The organism is Nocardiopsis sp. CNS-639, from assembly GCF_000381685.1.
GTDB classification, from domain to species: Bacteria; Actinomycetota; Actinomycetes; order Streptosporangiales; family Streptosporangiaceae; genus Nocardiopsis; species Nocardiopsis dassonvillei.
The window spans coordinates 104,435-121,170 of the sequence record NZ_KB906863.1; the positions used below are offsets into that span (position 1 = coordinate 104,435).

Below are 16,736 nucleotides of genomic sequence, written 5' to 3' on the forward strand. Positions count from 1 at the left end.
GGATGCGTCCTGGTACAGGGCTGATACCCGGCCGGAGGGCGCTGACGCGGTTGTCCACAGGGCTGTGTACAACCCTTCCCTCCCGGCGCCGGACACGGGAGAGCCCCGGATCCGGGTCCCGACCCGGTTCCGGGGCTCCCCTCCCCGCCGCGGCTCCCGGCGCCGGGCTCAGGCGTGGCTCAGTCCGTTGCGGTCGGGCGGCACGTCGCTGTGCTGGCCGACGCTGGCCGGGATCGTGTGGCGGGCCCTCCCCTTGTCGATGCCGAGGAAGCGGTTGAGGTGGCCCTTGCGGCCCACCACGAACCAGGCGATCGGCCCGAACAGCGGGAACCAGAGGATGAAGATGACCCACAGCAGCTTGCCGCCCGCGGAGGTGTCGCGGTCGGCCAGCGCCGAGATGACCGCGGCGACGAGCAGGACCAGCAGCGCCAGACCCACGAGCGCCAGGACCACTCCGAAGATCCCGCTCATCCAGGTGACGGCCGTGTCCGCGCGGTCCGCGAGGTTCGTGATCATGGTCTCCCCCAACAAGGCACACTCCCTATTGTTACGCAGAGTAACCTTTTGGGCGGGGGATCCCGTGGTGCTTCCTGTTTTCGGGCGTTTCCACTACGCAAGGACCGGATTCCGATTCCGTGGTGACTTTCCGAACGCACGTCACTACTTTCAGGTAAGTGCCCCTGTCAGGCCCTCTCGCTGCTTTACTGGGAACCATGGGCGAGCTTCGGCGATCTGGCAGGTTCACTCCCCTTCTCCCCCCCGGGTCCCCCACCGGTGACGGTGGCGGCCCCGGCACCCGCGACCACGGCGTCCCCGTCCCCCTGGCCAAGCGCAGAGACCAACGGGCGACGGGAGGCCGCACGGCCGAGGCCCGGTGACCGTGGGCAGGCAACCCAGGTACCTCTGGCTGGCGGAACAGCTGCGCGGTCCGATCCTGAGCGGGGAACTGCCGCCCGGCACGCGTCTGCCCTCCCGGACCCGGCTGGCGCGCTCCTACCGGGTCAGCGAGCAGATCTCCCGCACCGCGCTCCGACTCCTGGTCACCGAGGGCCTGGTCGAGTCCAGGCCCGGCTCCGGGTACTACGTGCGCACCGTCCCCGAACTCTTCCGGATCTGCCGGACCGACTCCTCCTCCGGCTCCGGCCTGGGGCGGCTCAGCCGCGAGTCGATCGGCACCGAGCAGGAGCAGTGCGCGCCGCCGCTGAGCCTGCGGCTGCGGCTGCGCGAGGGGGAACCGGTGTACCGCACCACCTCACGCGGGCTGTCCTCGGAACTGCCGATCACCCTGCACCGGTCCTGGGAGCCCGCGTCCCTGACCGCGGGCACCCTGCGCACCCCCTTCGACAGCTCGCCCGGCAGCGGACTGCTCGAACGGCTCAGCGCGGCGGGCCACCCGGTGGACCGGGTGGTGGAGGAGGTGGGCGTCCGCGCGCTGCGCGACTCCGAGGCCTCCCTGCTCGGGTCGGCGCCGGGGATACCCGTGCTGGTGGTGGAGCGCACCCACTTCAGCGGCAACCGGCCGGTGGAGACCTCCGACCTCATCGGCTCGTCCGAGCAGTGTCGACTCCTCTACAAACTGACACTGGCCCGGCCCCGCCGCGTCGGCGACCCGCGGCGGTACTGACCCGGGCTCGCGCGGGTCCGGCGCTCCGGGACGGGAACCCGGGTGCCGGCCCCGGGCACGCGTGAGGGCGGCGGCCCCTCCTCTGGGAGGGAGCCGCCGCCCTCATCGCCCACCGGCCGTCGCGCCGGTACGGACACCACCGGACGCCTGCTCCGCCCAACCGTTCCCCGTCACGCGGAGTGACCGGCTGGAGACGTCCGGCGGTGTGCGCGGTCAGGCCCGGGTGAACTCCCCGGCCACGACCTCGGCGATCTGCGCCGTGTTGAGCGCGGCGCCCTTGCGCAGGTTGTCACCGCACAGGAACAGGTCCAGCGACTTCGGGTCGTCCAGCGACTGGCGGATGCGGCCGACCCAGGTCGGGTCGGTGCCCACGACGTCGGCCGGGGTCGGGAACTCGCCGTTGGCCGGGTCGTCCTGGACCCGCACGCCCTCCGCGGAGCCGAGCAGCTCGCGGGCGGCGTCGGCGGGCACCTCCTCGGCGAAGGACGCGTGCACGACCAGCGAGTGGGTGGTGATCACGGGGACGCGGACGCAGGTGGCCGAGACGCGCAGGTCGGGCAGGCCCAGGATCTTGCGGGACTCGTTGCGGACCTTGAGCTCCTCCGAGGACCAGCCGCCGTCCTTGAGCGAACCCGCCCACGGAACGACGTTGTAGGCCAGCGGCGCCGGGAACGGCCCCAGCTCGCCGACGGCGGCGCGCACGTCGCCCGCGGTGTCGCCCAGGCTGCGGTCGGCACCGGCCTTGGCCATCTGGTCGCGCAGGGTGTCGATGCCCTCCTGGCCGGCGCCGGAGGCGGCCTGGTAGGAGGAGACCACCAGGTCGGTGACGCCGTAGGCGCGGTGCAGGGCGCCGATGGCCACGATCATCGACAGGGTGGTGCAGTTGGGGTTGCTGATGATGCCGCGCGGGCGGTTGCGGACCTGGTCCGCGTTGACCTCGGGCACCACGAGCGGGACGTCGGGGTCCATGCGGAACGCGCCGGAGTTGTCGACGGCGACCGCGCCGCGGGCGGCGGCGACCGGCGCCCACTCCTTGGACACCTCGTCGGGGACGTCGAACATGGCGACGTCCACGCCGTCGAAGACCTCGGGGGCCAGGGCCTGGACTACGACGTCCTCGCCGCGCACGCGCAGGACCTTGCCCGCGCTGCGCGGGGAGGCGACGAGGCGGATCTCGCCCCAGACGTTCTCGCGCTGGGTCAGGATGTCCAGCATCACGGTGCCGACGGCGCCGGTGGCGCCGACGACGGCGAGGGTGGGAAGACGGTTGCTCATCGGCCGGTACCTCCGTAGACGACAGCCTCGACCTGGTCGGCGTCGAGCTGGAACTCGCTGTGGGCGGCGCGGACGGCCGCGTCGATCTGGTCCTCCTCGACGATCACCGAGATGCGGATCTCCGAGGTGGAGATCATCTCGACGTTGGTGCTCGAACCGGCGATCGCGTCGAAGAAGCGGGCGGTGACACCCGGGTAGGAGCGCATGCCCGCGCCGATCAGCGACACCTTGCCGATCTTGTCGTCGTAGCGCAGGGACTCGAACCCGACCTTGTCCTGCACCTTCTTGAGCGCGGCGACGGCCTCCTTGCCGAAGTCCTTGGGGACCGTGAAGGAGATGTCGGTGCGCGAGGTGGAGACCGCCGACACGTTCTGGACGATCATGTCGATGTTGATCTCGGCGTCGGCCAGGGCCCGGAAGATCGTCGCGGCCTCGCCGACCTTGTCGGGCACGCCGACGACGGTGATCTTGGCTTCGCTCCGGTCGTGAGAGACACCGGAGATGATCGGCTGTTCCATGCCTTCGCTTTCCTCGACTTCCGGGACGACCCAGGTCCCCGGCTTCTGGCTGAAAGATGAACGGACGTGAAGGGGGATGTTGTACTGACGCGCGTACTCGACACAGCGCAGGTGCAGGATCTTGGTCCCGGACGCCGCCATCTCCAGCATCTCCTCGTAGGAGATCTGGGGGATGCGCTGGGCGCTCGGCACGATGCGCGGGTCGGCGGTGAACACACCGTCGACGTCGCTGTAGATCTCACAGGCGTCGGCCTCCAGGGCGGCGGCCAGCGCGACGGCGGTGGTGTCGGAGCCGCCCCGGCCCAGGGACGTGATGTCCTTCGTGTCCTGGGAGACGCCCTGGAAACCGGCGACGATGCAGATCGCGCCCTCGCCCACGGCCTCCTGGATCCGGCCCGGGGTCACGTCGATGATCTTGGCGTTGCCGTGCAGCGACGTGGTGATCACACCGGCCTGGGAACCGGTGAAGGACCTGGCTTCGAACCCCAGGTTCTCGATGGCCATCGCCACGAGTGCCATGGACATGCGCTCACCCGCGGTGACCAGCATGTCCAGTTCGCGGGCCGGCGGCATCGGGCTGACCTGCTCGGCCAGGTCCAGGAGTTCGTCGGTGGTGTCGCCCATGGCCGAGACCACGACGACGACGTCATATCCCGCCTTTTTCTGAGCGACGATCCGCTGGGCTACTCGCTTGATGGCTTCCGCGTCTGCCACGGAAGACCCACCGTACTTCTGCACGATTAGGGCCACGATCGATGCTCCTGAGGAGTTGGGATCAAGACAATGAAATGGAGTGTAGCCACAGACGACCTCATCCACCCCATCTGACCTGCGACGGGAGGGCGTGGCGTCTTGACACACCGGCGATGGGGCTTACCCGGTCAGGCGGAGGTTACTCGTGTTTCGCGCGGATGAACGGCGAATGTGAGCTAGACCTCCAGAACGCGACGCGCTAGAACTCCAGGCTGCGGCGGCCCTCGAAGGCACGACCGAGGGTGACCTCGTCGGCGTACTCCAGGTCGCCGCCCACGGGCAGGCCACTGGCCAGACGGGTCACCTTCAACCCCATGGGTTTGACCAGCCGCGCCAGATAGGTCGCGGTGGCCTCCCCTTCCAGGTTGGGATCCGTGGCCAGGATCAGCTCCGTCACCTGGCCGTCGGCCAGGCGGGTCATGAGTTCCTTGATGCGCAGGTCGTCGGGGCCCACACCCTCGATGGGGCTGATGGCGCCGCCCAGGACGTGGTAGCGGCCCCGGAACTCGCGGGTGCGCTCGATGGCGACGACGTCCTTGGACTCCTCGACCACACAGATGATGGCGGGGTCGCGGCGGACGTCGCGGCAGATGCGGCACTGGTCCTCTTCGGCGACGTTGCCGCAGACCGAGCAGAAACGCACCTTCTCCTTGACCTCGACGAGGGCGCTGACGAGGCGTTTGACGTCGGCGTGCTCGGCGGACAGGAGGTGGAAGGCGATGCGCTGCGCGCTTTTCGGACCGACGCCGGGCAGCCGCCCGAGCTCGTCGATCAGATTCTGCACCGCGCCTTCGTACATCGCCTACCCATCAGTGACGGACCGGGTCTGTCGGGGCGGTCCGTATCCCCACCCCCCACCGTATCCGGCGCGGCGGACTCGCGCGTACGCGCGGGCCCGCCCGACCGGCTTCCCGGGGCCGCTCCCCGGTTCCGGGAACGACGGCGGGAACAGCGGGAGCGGCCCCGGTGCCGGTCCGCGGACCGGCACCGGGAGGTCCGTGCGGCTGCCGCGGACCGGGCTAGAAACCGGGGAGGCCGGGCATGCCGCCGGGCATCCCGCCGCCGCCCAGGCCCTCGGCGAGCGGGCCCATCTTCTCCTGCTGGAGCCGCTCCACCTGCGCCTCGGCGTCGCGGATGGCCGCCAGGACCAGGTCCGCGACGGTCTGGGCGCTCTCGGCGGGGTCGGCCGGGTCGATCGCCTCGGGGGCGACGGTCACGTCCTCGACCTGTCCGCGCCCGCTCAGCTTGACCTTGACCAGGCCGCCGCCGGAGGTGCCCTCGACCTCGGCGTCCTCCAGCGCCTGCTGGGCCTCCACGAGCTGCTGCTGCATCTGCTGGGCCTGCTGGAGCAGGGCCTGCATGTCCATTCCGCCAGGGTTCACGGCCGTCTCCTCGCCGCACTCTTGGTGCTGGTTCTCGCTGTCATGTCGCTGTTGCTGTGAGCGTAACCGGTCATCAGCGAACATGCGGGCGGGCCCGTCGGCGGCGGGAGGAGGCGGACGGGCCGCCGGGACGGAGCGGTGCTGATCGGGGCGCGCGCCGGGCTCCGGGAGGGCCCGTCCGGCCCCGCGCGGACTCCTCCGCGACGGGGCGGAGACGGCGGCGGCGCGGGGCGGGGCCGCACGGCGGAGGACGCCGCGCCCGACGGTAGGACGACTCTCCCGAAAGGGCACCTACCAGGAGCGAGAACCAAGAGTGGCGCTAACATCACTCTCGGTTGGAAAGGTGTTCTGCGGGGCACAAAAGTCCCGGTAGTGCCCTCGGGCACCACCGGTAACGCTGAGAGTCACGGGGGAGTGAGGACGTGTTGACCGCCAGAGAGCGCCACTCGGCGCTGGTCGAGGCGATGGTCGCGGACGGCACGCTGACCGACGCCGCCCTCACCGACACGTTCCGGTCGGTGCCCAGACACCGGTTCGTCCCCGAGACGGGCGCGCTGACCGCGCACGGGACCGCCCTCAACGCCAACAGCAACCCCGAGCGGTGGCTCGCGGCCGTGTACACCGACAACGCCATCGTGACCCAGGTCGAGGGCCCCGACCCGTCCGCGTACCGGGAGGCGCCCGACCCCCGGGCCCCCGGGTTCCGGGCGCCCGGCGAACAGGAGCCGGAGCCCCGGGAGCAGCGCGCCCACGACGACCGGGAGCCCGTTCCCTGGAGCCGTGGGCCGGACGGCCCGGGCCCCGGGGAACGGGCGGAGGCGGCGACCTCGTCCGTCTCGGCGCCCCGGGTCCTGGCCCGCCTGCTGGAGCTGTCCGACCTCGCCAACGGGCAGAGGGTCCTGGAGGTGGGCACCGGGACCGGCTGGAACACCGCCCTGCTGGCGCACCGGCTCGGCGACAGCGCCGTCACGTCCGTGGAGACCGACCCGCGCCTGGCCGGGGTCGCCCGCGAGGCCCTGCGCTCCGAGGGCTACTCCCCCGCCGTCCACCTGGCCGACGGCTACTACGGCTACCCGCCCGGCGCGCCCTACGACCGGATCACCTCGACCTGCGGCGTGCGCCGTGTGCCGCCCGCGTGGGTGGAGCAGCTGCGCCCCGACGGCCTGGTGGTGTGCCCGTGGGGGCTGTTGGAGGGGGCCGGGGTGATCGCCCGCGTGGAGTGCCCCGGGGACGGCTCGGCCCGGGCGAGCTTCCACGGCGGTGTGGGGTTCGTGCCGCTGAGGACCCCCGACGCCCAGCCCCGCCCGGTACGGGACTCGGGACAGCAGCCCGACGAGTACCGGCTCACGCAGACCGACCCCGTGGCGCCGCTGATGACCTTCCCGTCGGCGTTCGCGCTGTCGGTGATGGTGCCGGGCTGGCGGGTGCGGCGGCGGTGGATCGGCACCGGGTCGGGCGTGTGGGTGTTCGACCGGAACGGCGCCTCGTGGGTGCGCGTGTACCCCTACGGCACCTCGTGGATGATCGAACAGGGCGGCCCGAGGAGCATCTGGGACGAGTTCGAGGAGGCCCTGGAGCTGTGGAAGCGTTTGGGCGCGCCCGATCCGGACCGCTTCGGGCTCTCGGTGGGCGCCGACGGCACGCACCGGGTGTGGTTGGACTCACCCGACGGACACGGCTGGACGGTGTGACCGCGACGGGGCGCGGACGCCGGGATCCGACTCCGGGAGGCGGGCTCCGGGTGAGGACGCGGGGAGCGGATTCCGGGCGGGAAGCCGTGCGCACCGGGCGCGCACGGCGGAGGCGCACCGGCGCGTACAGCGGAACCGCGCCGGTGGCGCACCGCGAGGGATCGCGCGGGGTGCGCGGACGCCGACGGCCCTCTCGGAGGAGGGCCGCCGCGCGTTCACGCCTCGCCCTGGGCGCCTTCGGTCTTCTCGGACACCGCGTCCGCGTCCTTGCCCTGCTTCTCGCGGAGCTTGCGCAGCAGCTCCTGCTTGCGCTCCACGGCGTCGTCGCTGGGGCCGCCACGGCCGCCGCCCTTGCCTCCGCGAAGCGCGGAGCGCGAGACGGTGTTGCGCTGTCCGCCCATGCCCAGAAGATTGTCGCTGTTCCTGCCCACGCGGACCTCCTTTCCCTCCAGGCGGGGCGAAACCCCTCGCCAAGTCGATCCGACCTCCGTAGGATATCGGCACCAAGACGATACGTCTCGTCATTTTTCAGCGGTTAACGTGGCAGGTATGGCAGAGAACACCGCACAGGAAGAGACCAGGGTCCGCCGCGGTCCCGACCCCCGACGCCGCAGCGAACGCGCGCGGCGCGCCATCGTCGACGCCGCCACCGAGCTGATGGGCGAGGTCGGCTACGCCAGGCTCACGATGGAGGCGATCGCCGCCAGGGCCAGGGTCGGCAAGCAGACCATCTACCGCTGGTGGCCGTCCAAGGCGGCCGTGGTCCTGGACGTGTTCACCGCGCTGACCGGCGGGGTCGCCGGTGAGCCCCTGCCCGACACCGGCGACCTGGCCGAGGACATGCGGACGGTGCTCCGCGCCACGGCGGACGAGTTCCGCATCCCGGAGATGGACCGGACCACGCGCGCGTTCACCGTCGAACTCCAGCACGATCCCGCCTTCGCCGAGGTCGTCCAGGAACGCCTGCTGGGCCCGAACGCGCGGGTGTTCGAGGACCGGCTGCGCTCCGCCGTGGCGGCGGGCGAGGTGGACCCGGAGATCGACCTGCGGCTGGCCACGGAGCTGTTCCTCGGACCGTTCCACCAGCGCTGGCTGCTGCGCACCGGGCCGCTCACACACGAGTACGTGGACGAGCTCGTGGACACGGTGCTGCGCGCGCTGCGCCCCCGGGACTGACTCGGCGGACCGCCGAAACGCTCCCGCCGCGGATGGTCCCGCTCCCAGAGGCACTGCCGACGGCCCACCGTGCTCCCGGGAGCGAGATCACCGGTGAGGCGGCTCCCGCACGCCACACCGTCAACGGTCGGCGCACCGGCCCCGAGGATCCCGGACCGCCAGCGGCGAACGCGTGGCCCGGTGGCGGGAACCTAGAGGGACGGGTCCGGGGCCTCGTGCTCGATCTCGTCGATGACCCGGCCGCCGAGCTCGGACTCGATCAGCCCGGCGCCCGACGTCCCCGAGGCGCTGGGAGGCCTGGAGGCCCCCGCTCCTGCGGGGGCGTCGGCGGAGGCGGCTCCGGCGGGCGGCGCCGCCGTCTCGGGCCTCGGCGGGGCGGGCTGGGAGGGCGGGGCCTGCTCGACCGCGGGCGAGGAGTCGCCGTACTCGGGCGGCGGCGCGGCGGCCGCGTCCTCGTAGGGGTCGGGCGGCGGTTCCTGGAGTCCGGTGACGATGCGGTCCGGCGGCGGCCCGGTCGGCGCGGACTCCGGTGCGGGGTTCGGTGCCGGAGCGGGTCGCGGGGTCTGTGCGGGGCTCGGGCCGGAGGCCGCCTGCGGCGCGGGTTCGGGCGCCCCGGACCGCACGGGTTCGGCGGCGGGCGCGTCCCACCCGGCGGGCTCGGCCGGGCGCGCGGGCTCGGGCCTGCGCGCGGGGGCGGCGGAGGCCGTGGCGGCGCTGCCCGCGGCCGCGACGCGCACCTCCATGCCCAGGACCTGCTGGATCGCGGCGGCCACCACCTGGTCGCTGCCGCTGTTGCTGAAGCCCTTGGCCTCGTTGGGCCGGGAGAAGCCGAGCAGGACGGCGTTGCCCTCCACACCGACCGGACGGACCTCGCTGCCGCTCAGCACCATCCAGGTGAACCGGCGGCGGCCCTTGACCGCCTCCAGGATCTGCGGCCAGGCGCCCTGCACGCGCCCCAGGTCCAAGGAGCCGCCGGACGCCGCGGGCGTCTGGCTCCGCGCGGGGGCGGCCTGCCGGGCCGGGACGTCCCAGCCCGCGGGCTCGGAGCGCTGCTGTGCCGGGGCCGGGGCGGCGGGGGCCTCCACAGGGGCCGGAGCGACCGACGGGGCCGGGGCCGCGGCGGCGCGCACGGGTTCGGAGGGCACCACCGGGGAGGCCGGGGTGACCGGCGCGGGAGCGGGGGCGGGCTGGACCGGCGCGGCGGGAGGGGCGAGGGCACCGGAGGCGATCCGGCGCTCCATCTGCTCCAGGCGGGCCAGCAGGGCCACACCCTGGTCGCCGTCGGCGGCCGGGAGAAGCACCCGCGAGCACATGAGTTCCAGCAGCAGACGGGGCGCGGTGGCGCCGCGCATCTCGGTCAGGCCCTGGTTGAGGATGTCGGCCGCGCGGCTCAGCTCGGCCGGGCCCAGACGCGCGGCCTGGTCCTTCATCCGCTCCGTCGCCTCCGGGTCGACGTTGACCAGGCCCTTGTCCAGGGCGTCGGGCACGGCGGCCAGGACGACCAGGTCGCGGAAGCGCTCCAGCAGGTCCGTGGTGAACCGGCGCGGGTCGAGTCCGCCCTCCACCACGCGGTCGATCAGGCCGAACACGGCGGCGCCGTCACGGGCGCCGAGCGCGTCGACCATCTCGCCGAGCAGGCTGGAGTCGGTGTAGCCCAGCAGGGAGACGGCGCCCTCCCGGGTGATGCCGCCCTCGTCCGAACCGGCGATGAGCTGGTCCAGCACCGAGAGCGTGTCGCGCGCCGAGCCCGCGCCCGCGCGCACGACCAGCGGCAGCGCGGCCGGGTCGTAGGAGACGCCCTCCTCCTTGAGCAGGTCCTCCATGAGTTCCTTGAGGGTGCTCGGCGGGATCAGGCGGAACGGGTAGTGGTGGGTCCGCGAGCGGATCGTGCCGATGACCTTCTCGGGCTCGGTGGTCGCGAACACGAACTTCAGGTGCGGCGGGGGCTCCTCGACCAGCTTGAGGAGGGCGTTGAAGCCCTCCCTGGTCACCATGTGCGCCTCGTCGATGATGTAGATCTTGTAGCGCGAGTTGACCGGGGAGAAGAAGGCGCGTTCGCGCAGGTCGCGGGCGTCGTCCACACCGCCGTGGGAGGCGGCGTCGATCTCGATGACGTCGATGCTGCCGCCGCCGTCGGGGGCCAGGGCGACGCAGGAGTCGCAGGTACCGCAGGGGTCGGGGGTGGGGCCCTCGGCGCAGTTGAGGGAGCGGGCCAGGATGCGGGCGCTGGTGGTCTTGCCGCAGCCGCGCGGGCCGCTGAACAGGTAGGCGTGGTTGATCCGTCCGCTGCGCAGCGCCTGGCGCAGCGGGTCCGTCACGTGTTCCTGGCCACGCACCTCGCCGAACGTCGCGGGCCGGTACTTGCGGTACAGCGCGATGCTCACGGTGTGATTCCTCCCCTGGTCCCTGCCACGTGTCCATTCAACCCGCGGGCGGTGACAGCTCGCGCCGGTTGACGAGGACCGGGAGGGGTTCGACCGGGCCGGAGAAAGACAAAGGACCCCCCGCGCACCCGCCAGAGCCCATTTATCCTTGCTGCCTTCCGGCCCTGGGGAGGTTCATAGGGTGACGCCGCACGAGGGGTCTGCCCCGAGTGTATCCGAACCCCGGACCGCTCGGGCAACCCGTGCCCCACCCCTCCCCCCCCGGGGCGCGTCGCCCTCCGGAGCGGGACGTCCTCCGGAGCAGGCCGCTCCCCGGAGCGGGTCGCCCTCCGGAACACGGAAATCGGGCGGAACGCGCCTCCCGGACCGGGCGTCTCATCTCGGGCACAGGGCCCACGGGGCCTGGACCGGCACACACGTAACCTCTCAGAGATCATGGACGGCATGGGCATGCTCGACCGGCTCGATTCCACCGACGGCTCCGCGGAGCGCCGCGACCTCATCGTCGCCACGCTGGAGAACGCCTTCTCGGACCTGATGTCCGCCGACCCGGCGGCGTTCCGCGTCAAGTTCCGCAAGATGGCGGCCAACCCGTTCGCCTTCTACCGGGGCAGCGCCGCGCTCTTCTACGACGACGTCTCGGGCATGGACGACCCCTGGGCCGACGAACGCACCTCGCGGGTGTGGATCCAGGGCGATCTGCACGCGGAGAACTTCGGCACCTACATGGACTCCACCGGGCGGCTGGTGTTCGACGTCAACGACTTCGACGAGGCCTACCTCGGCCACTTCACCTGGGACGTGCTCAGGTTCGCGGCCAGCATCGGGGTGATGGGCTGGCAGAAGGCCCTGTCCGACGAGGACATCAGTGCGCTCCTGCCGCACTACGTCGACGCCTACATCGCCCAGGTGCGCGAGTTCGCGACGACGGGCAACGACTCGGAGTTCTCGCTCAAGCTGGGCAACACCGACGGCACCGTGCACGACGTGCTCCAGAAGACCCGGCTCAACAGCCGCGCCGAGATGCTGTCGTCCATGACGACCCGCGACGGGTACACCCGCCGCTTCGCCGAGGGCCCCCGGGCCCGCCGCCTGGACGACGCCGAGCGGGAACGGGTCCTGGCCGCCTACGAGGCCTACCTGGACACCATCCCCGAGGACCGGCGGTACGCGTCGATCAACTACGCGGTCAAGGACGTGGTGGGCAGCGGCGGCTTCGGGATCGGCTCGGCGGGGCTGCCCGCCTACACCCTGCTCATCGAGGGCCAGTCGGAGGCGTGGGACAACGACATCGTGCTGTCCATGAAGCAGGGCAACGTGGCGGCGCCCTCGCGTGTGGTGACCGACCAGCGCATCATGGACCACTTCCAGCACCACGGGCACCGCACCGCGATGTCCCAGCGGGCGCTCCAGGCGCACGCGGACCCGCTGCTGGGCCACACCGAGATGGGCGGCGTGGGCTTCGTGGTGAGCGAGGTCTCCCCCTACACCAACGACCTGGACTGGGACGACCTCACCGAGCCCGCGGAGATCGCGCCGGTGCTGGACTACCTGGGGCGCGCCACCGCCAAGGCGCACTGCGTGTCCGACTCGCACGCGGACGCCACGCTCGTGCGCGGTCAGACCGAGGAGGCGGTCATGGCGGTGCTCGACGGCCGCGAGGCGGAGTTCACGCGGTGGTGCGTGGACTTCGCGCACCGGTACGCGGCCCAGACCCGGGCCGACTACTCACTGTTCGTGGACGCCTTCCGCAACAACGCCATCAGCGCGGTGAGGTCCAGCCGGGACCTGTGACCCGGGGCCGGGAAGCCCGGTCCCGGGCCCGTCCGGACGGGCCCGGGAGGGGCCGCGAAAACCTGTTCAGAGCACCCCGTGACGGCATGTAGAGTTGTTCGCGGAGGATTCGCCTAGTGGCCTAGGGCGCACGCTTGGAAAGCGTGTTGGTGGCAACGCCTCAGGGGTTCGAATCCCCTATCCTCCGCGGACGCCCACCAGGGCAAACGGAAGGCCCCGACCGGACACCGGTCGGGGCCTTCGTCGTCCGTAGTCTCAGTTGGCCGTACCGGAGCCTGAGCCGCCCTCCTCCCACAGGTCTCCAGCAGCGTCTCGCTCCTGTTCCTGGCTGGCCCGGTGCTCCCGCAGGAGCGCGACCAGCGGCCCGGGAAGGCCGATCGGGCGTTCGCCCGCGGACGACTCGGTGCCCTTGGTCGAGGGGCGGCCCAACCCCGCTCCGCCGGTACGCGAGGTGCGGCCGCGACCCTTTTTGCAACTTGTTGCATAATGAGTGGGGGCCGACCGGACACCGGCCCGCGAGGCACCGCGCGAGGAGACGACATGGGCGACTACCCCCACCTGCTGGAACCGCTGGACCTGGGCTTCACCACCCTCGCCAACCGCGTGGTCATGGGCTCCATGCACCTGGGCCTGGAGGAGGCGCCGGGCGGCTTCGAGCGGATGGCCGCCTTCTACGCCGAGCGCGCCCGGGGCGGCGTCGGCCTCATCGTCACCGGCGGCATCGCACCCAACCCCGAGGGCGCCACCTACAAGGGCGCCGCGAAGATGACCACCGAGGCGGAGGCCGAGGAGCACCGCGTGGTCACCGCGGCGGTGCACCGCGAGGGCGGGCGCATCGCCATGCAGATCCTGCACACCGGCCGCTACGCCTTCAACGAGGACTCCGTGGCGCCGAGCGCGATCCAGGCCCCCATCAGCGCCTTCACACCCCGCGCGCTCACCGGCGACGAGGTCGAGCGCACCATCGAGGACTTCGTCCGGGCCGCCGAACTGGCCAGGCACGCCGGGTACGACGGCGTGGAGATCATGGGCTCCGAGGGGTACCTGATCAACCAGTTCGTCGCCCGGGCCACCAACAGGCGCGAGGACGACTGGGGCGGCTCCTTCGAGAACCGCATGCGCTTCCCCGTGGAGATCGTGCGGCGCGTGCGCGAACGCGTCGGCGCCGACTTCATCGTGGTCTACCGGCTGTCCATGCTCGACCTGGTGCCCGGCGGCTCCACGTTCGACGAGGTGGTCCGGCTGGCGAAGGCCGTGGAGGAGGCCGGAGCGACCATCATCAACACCGGCATCGGCTGGCACGAGGCGCGCATCCCCACCATCGCCACGTCCGTTCCGCGCGGCGCCTACAGCTGGGTGACCCGCAGGCTCCGGGGCCGGGTGTCCGTGCCGCTCGTCGCGGTCAACCGCATCAACACCCCCGAGGTGGCCGAGGCGATCCTGGCCGGGGGCGACGCCGACATGGTCTCCCTGGCCCGCCCCTTCCTGGCCGACCCCGACTTCGTCGCCAAGGCCGCGGCGGGCACCCCCGAGCAGATCAACACCTGCATCGGCTGCAACCAGGCCTGCCTGGACCACACGTTCAGCCTGAAGACCAGCTCCTGCCTGGTGAACCCGCGCGCCTGCCACGAGACCGAACTCGTGCTCTCCCCCACCCGCCTGCGCAGGAGGGTGGCCGTCGTGGGCGCCGGCCCCGCCGGGCTCGCCTTCTCCGTGTCCGCCGCCGAGCGCGGGCACGAGGTCACGCTGTTCGACGCGGCCGGGGAGATCGGCGGCCAGCTGAACCTGGCCCGCCGCGTGCCGGGCAAGCAGGAGTTCGACGAGACCCTGCGCTACTACCGGGTCCAGCTCGACCGGCACGGGGTGGACGTGCGGCTGGGCGCCCGGGTGGGGGCCGCCGACCTGGAGGGCTACGACGAGGTCGTGCTCGCCACCGGCGTCACCCCGCGCGTGCCGGGGATCCCGGGCGTGGACCACCCCAAGGTGGTGGGCTACGCGGACGTCCTGCGCGGGAACGTCGAGGTCGGCGAGCGCGTGGCGGTCATCGGCGCGGGCGGCATCGGCTTCGACGTGGCCGCCTTCCTCACCGACGGCGGGGGCGACGTCGACACCGGGGAGTTCCTGCGCAGGTGGGGCGTGGACACCGACCCCGCCTCCAGGGGCGGCCTCGGCGAGCCCCGGCGTCCGGCGTCGCCGCGCACCGTGCACCTGGTCCAGCGCAGGGCCGGCAAGGTCGGTGCGGGCCTGGGCAGGACCACGGGGTGGATCCACCGGCTGGAGCTGCGCCACCGCGGTGTGGAGACGGTCGCGGGGGCCGAGTACGACCGGATCGACGACGAGGGCCTGCACCTGACCGTCGACGGGGAGAAGCGCGTGCTCGACGTGGACACCGTCGTGGTGTGCGCGGGCCAGGAGCCGCTCCGGGACCTCGCCGACGAGCTGACCGCCTCGGGCCGTGCGGTCCACCTGATCGGCGGCGCCGACGAGGCGGCCGAGCTCGACGCCAAGCGGGCGATCGACCAGGGCACCCGCCTGGCCGCCGCGCTGTGACGCCCGCCCCGGCCTCCCCGGCGCAAGGGTCCGGGGAGGCCGGGGAAAGCCGGGTTCAAGGATCCGCGCGGCCCCGGGTCCCGTGAGTGACACGCGCGCGCCCCGGGTAGCCGCACCACCATGAGAATCGGTGAACGCATCCGCCGGATCGAACGCGACGAGCAGCTCGACCCCGCGGTCTCCAGCATGAAGAGCCTGGCCGAACGGATCCCGTCCGGCACCGTCCGCGACATGCTGCACGGGGTCCAGCTCGGACACCCCGTCCACCCGATCCTGGTGCAGCTGCCCCTCGGTACGTGGATGGCGGCGGTCCTGCTGGACTCGCTGCCCGGGGACCACCGACGCAGCGCGCACGCGCTGGTCAACGCCGGGCTGGTCACGACCCTGCCCGCCGTGGTGAGCGGTCTGGCGGACTGGTCGCAGCAGCACGAGCGCCAGCAGCGCGTGGGCGTGGTCCACGCGGCGACCAACGGCGTCGGCACCCTGCTGTTCGGCGCCTCCTCGCTGGCCCGGGCCCGCGGCCGCCAGGGCTGGGGGAGGTTCCTCGCGCTGGTCGGCGTGGGCATGGTCGGCCTGAGCGGGTCCCTGGGCGGGCACATGGCCTACTACCGGTCGGCGGGCGCCAACAGCGCCGACCACCTGGTCGACCTGCTGCCCGGGGGCTGGCACGACCTCGGCCCGCTGGACGGGTTCGACGACGGCGGGCTCGGCGGGGGTGACGTGGCGGGCGTCCCGGTCCTGGTGGCGCGGACGGGCGGCTCCGTGAGCGCGATGCTGGGCACGTGTCCGCACATGGGCGCGCCCCTGGCCGAGGGCGAGCGGGTGGACGGGTGCGTGCGCTGCCCCTGGCACGGCAGCGAGTTCCGCCTGGACGACGGGACGGTGGTCCACGGGCCCGCGACCGCTCCGCCGCAGGTCCTGGACGCGTCGGTCGTGGAGGGCCGGGTGATGGTCCGCCTGCCCGAGTCCGCTCCGTGACGGAACGCGGTTCCCGCGACGCTGCCTAGAATGCGCCCATGTCCCTGCCCCACGCCATCCTGACCGCCCTGCTGGAGAAGCCCTCGTCCGGCCTGGAGCTGGCCCGGCGCTTCGACCGCTCGATCGGGTACTTCTGGTCGGCCACCCACCAGCAGATCTACCGGGAGCTGGGCAAGCTGGAGCGGGCGGCGCTGATCCGGGCGCTGGCGACGGACGGGCCGACCCGCGGAGGGCGCAAGGAGTACGAGGTGCTGCCCGCGGGACGGGAGGAGCTGGAGCGCTGGGTGGACCTGCGCGAGGACCCCAGGGCCTCCCGCGACCCGCTGCCGCTGCGGCTGCGCGCCGCCGGGGTGGTGGGCGTGCGCGGCCTGGTTCCGGAACTGCGCCGCCACCGCGACCTGCACCTGCTGCGGCTGGAGGAGTACCGCGGGTTCGAGCGGCGCGACTACCCGGACGGGCCCGCCACCGAACGGGAGCGGGTCCAGCGCCTGGTGCTGCTCGGCGGCATCGACGTGGAGGCCGGGTGGGTGGCGTGGTTGACCCGCGCCGTCGAGGAGCTGGAGGGCGCCGGGGAGGGCACCCCGGACGCCTGACCACGTCGGCCCGCTGGA

At 72.7% G+C, this 16,736-nt stretch carries 15 protein-coding genes, 1 tRNA gene and 1 other RNA gene; 8 read left to right on the forward strand and 9 right to left on the reverse strand.

What is annotated here, in order from left to right; all coding sequences use genetic code 11:
• Positions 1-168 precede the first annotated feature (168 nt).
• Positions 169-516 (reverse strand): PLD nuclease N-terminal domain-containing protein, encoded by a 348-nt coding sequence (locus G011_RS0116705; RefSeq protein ID WP_026338374.1) that lies wholly within the window; start codon positions 514-516, stop codon positions 169-171.
• Positions 517-880: 364 nt separating this feature from the next.
• On the opposite strand from G011_RS0116705, the gene G011_RS0116710 reads away from it, so the two are divergent.
• Positions 881-1,624: a GntR family transcriptional regulator gene (locus G011_RS0116710; RefSeq protein ID WP_013155802.1), complete on the forward strand. Its 744-nt coding sequence runs from the start codon at positions 881-883 to the stop codon at positions 1,622-1,624.
• A 213-nt stretch (positions 1,625-1,837) separates the two neighbouring features.
• Here G011_RS0116710 and G011_RS0116715 read toward each other — a convergent pair whose 3' ends face one another.
• From G011_RS0116715 to G011_RS0116730, 4 genes are all read right to left on the reverse strand, one after another.
• Positions 1,838-2,899, reverse strand: a complete 1,062-nt coding sequence (locus G011_RS0116715; protein WP_019609489.1) for an aspartate-semialdehyde dehydrogenase — start codon at positions 2,897-2,899, stop codon at positions 1,838-1,840.
• Complete coding sequence (locus G011_RS0116720; protein ID WP_013155804.1) at positions 2,896-4,167, reverse strand: aspartate kinase; 1,272 nt, start codon at positions 4,165-4,167, stop codon at positions 2,896-2,898. The genes G011_RS0116715 and G011_RS0116720 overlap by 4 nt, the downstream gene beginning before the upstream one ends.
• A 202-nt stretch (positions 4,168-4,369) precedes the next feature.
• Positions 4,370-4,969 (reverse strand): recombination mediator RecR, encoded by a 600-nt coding sequence (recR, locus tag G011_RS0116725; protein WP_013155805.1) that lies wholly within the window; start codon positions 4,967-4,969, stop codon positions 4,370-4,372.
• Between the two features lie 220 nt (positions 4,970-5,189).
• Positions 5,190-5,537 carry a YbaB/EbfC family nucleoid-associated protein gene (locus tag G011_RS0116730; RefSeq protein ID WP_017562872.1) on the reverse strand — a complete coding sequence of 116 codons (348 nt, stop codon included), beginning with the start codon at positions 5,535-5,537 and terminating at the stop codon, positions 5,190-5,192.
• Positions 5,538-5,977: 440 nt separating this feature from the next.
• On the opposite strand from G011_RS0116730, the gene G011_RS0116735 reads away from it, so the two are divergent.
• Entirely contained in the window at positions 5,978-7,243 is a 1,266-nt protein-coding gene (locus G011_RS0116735; RefSeq protein ID WP_019609491.1) for a methyltransferase domain-containing protein, read from the forward strand.
• 215 nt (positions 7,244-7,458) lie between these two features.
• On the opposite strand, the gene G011_RS0116740 is transcribed toward G011_RS0116735, so the two are convergent.
• Positions 7,459-7,674, reverse strand: a complete 216-nt coding sequence (locus G011_RS0116740; RefSeq protein ID WP_026338375.1) for a DUF6243 family protein — start codon at positions 7,672-7,674, stop codon at positions 7,459-7,461.
• A gap of 118 nt (positions 7,675-7,792) precedes the next feature.
• Between G011_RS0116740 and G011_RS0116745 the strand changes: the two genes are divergently transcribed.
• Positions 7,793-8,419 (forward strand): TetR/AcrR family transcriptional regulator, encoded by a 627-nt coding sequence (locus G011_RS0116745; RefSeq protein WP_019609493.1) that lies wholly within the window; start codon positions 7,793-7,795, stop codon positions 8,417-8,419.
• A gap of 191 nt (positions 8,420-8,610) precedes the next feature.
• Here G011_RS0116745 and G011_RS0116750 read toward each other — a convergent pair whose 3' ends face one another.
• Both G011_RS0116750 and ffs read right to left on the reverse strand, forming a co-directional pair.
• A complete protein-coding gene (locus tag G011_RS0116750; RefSeq protein WP_019609494.1) occupies positions 8,611-10,803 on the reverse strand; it encodes a DNA polymerase III subunit gamma and tau in 2,193 nt (730 codons plus the stop codon).
• A 108-nt stretch (positions 10,804-10,911) separates the two neighbouring features.
• Positions 10,912-11,007, reverse strand: an RNA gene (ffs, locus tag G011_RS30760) — signal recognition particle sRNA small type.
• A 231-nt stretch (positions 11,008-11,238) separates the two neighbouring features.
• Between ffs and G011_RS0116755 the strand changes: the two genes are divergently transcribed.
• Together G011_RS0116755 and G011_RS0116760 are read left to right on the forward strand one after the other, a co-directional pair.
• Entirely contained in the window at positions 11,239-12,597 is a 1,359-nt protein-coding gene (locus G011_RS0116755; RefSeq protein ID WP_019609495.1) for a DUF2252 domain-containing protein, read from the forward strand.
• Between the two features lie 102 nt (positions 12,598-12,699).
• Positions 12,700-12,784: transfer RNA gene (locus G011_RS0116760), tRNA-Ser, on the forward strand.
• A 68-nt stretch (positions 12,785-12,852) separates the two neighbouring features.
• Here G011_RS0116760 and G011_RS31810 read toward each other — a convergent pair.
• Positions 12,853-13,026 (reverse strand): hypothetical protein, encoded by a 174-nt coding sequence (locus tag G011_RS31810; protein WP_019609496.1) that lies wholly within the window; start codon positions 13,024-13,026, stop codon positions 12,853-12,855.
• Positions 13,027-13,137: 111 nt separating this feature from the next.
• Here G011_RS31810 and G011_RS0116770 point away from each other — a divergent pair, with 111 nt between their 5' ends.
• The 3 genes from G011_RS0116770 (at position 13,138) to G011_RS0116780 (ending at position 16,718) form a co-directional block, all read left to right on the forward strand.
• On the forward strand, positions 13,138-15,147 hold the full coding sequence (locus G011_RS0116770) for an NADPH-dependent 2,4-dienoyl-CoA reductase (protein ID WP_019609497.1): 2,010 nt from the start codon (positions 13,138-13,140) through the stop codon (positions 15,145-15,147).
• 120 nt (positions 15,148-15,267) lie between these two features.
• Entirely contained in the window at positions 15,268-16,125 is an 858-nt protein-coding gene (locus G011_RS0116775) for a Rieske 2Fe-2S domain-containing protein (protein WP_019609498.1), read from the forward strand.
• A gap of 38 nt (positions 16,126-16,163) precedes the next feature.
• Complete coding sequence (locus G011_RS0116780; RefSeq protein WP_019609499.1) at positions 16,164-16,718, forward strand: PadR family transcriptional regulator; 555 nt, start codon at positions 16,164-16,166, stop codon at positions 16,716-16,718.
• The last annotated feature ends 18 nt before the right edge of the window (positions 16,719-16,736 follow it).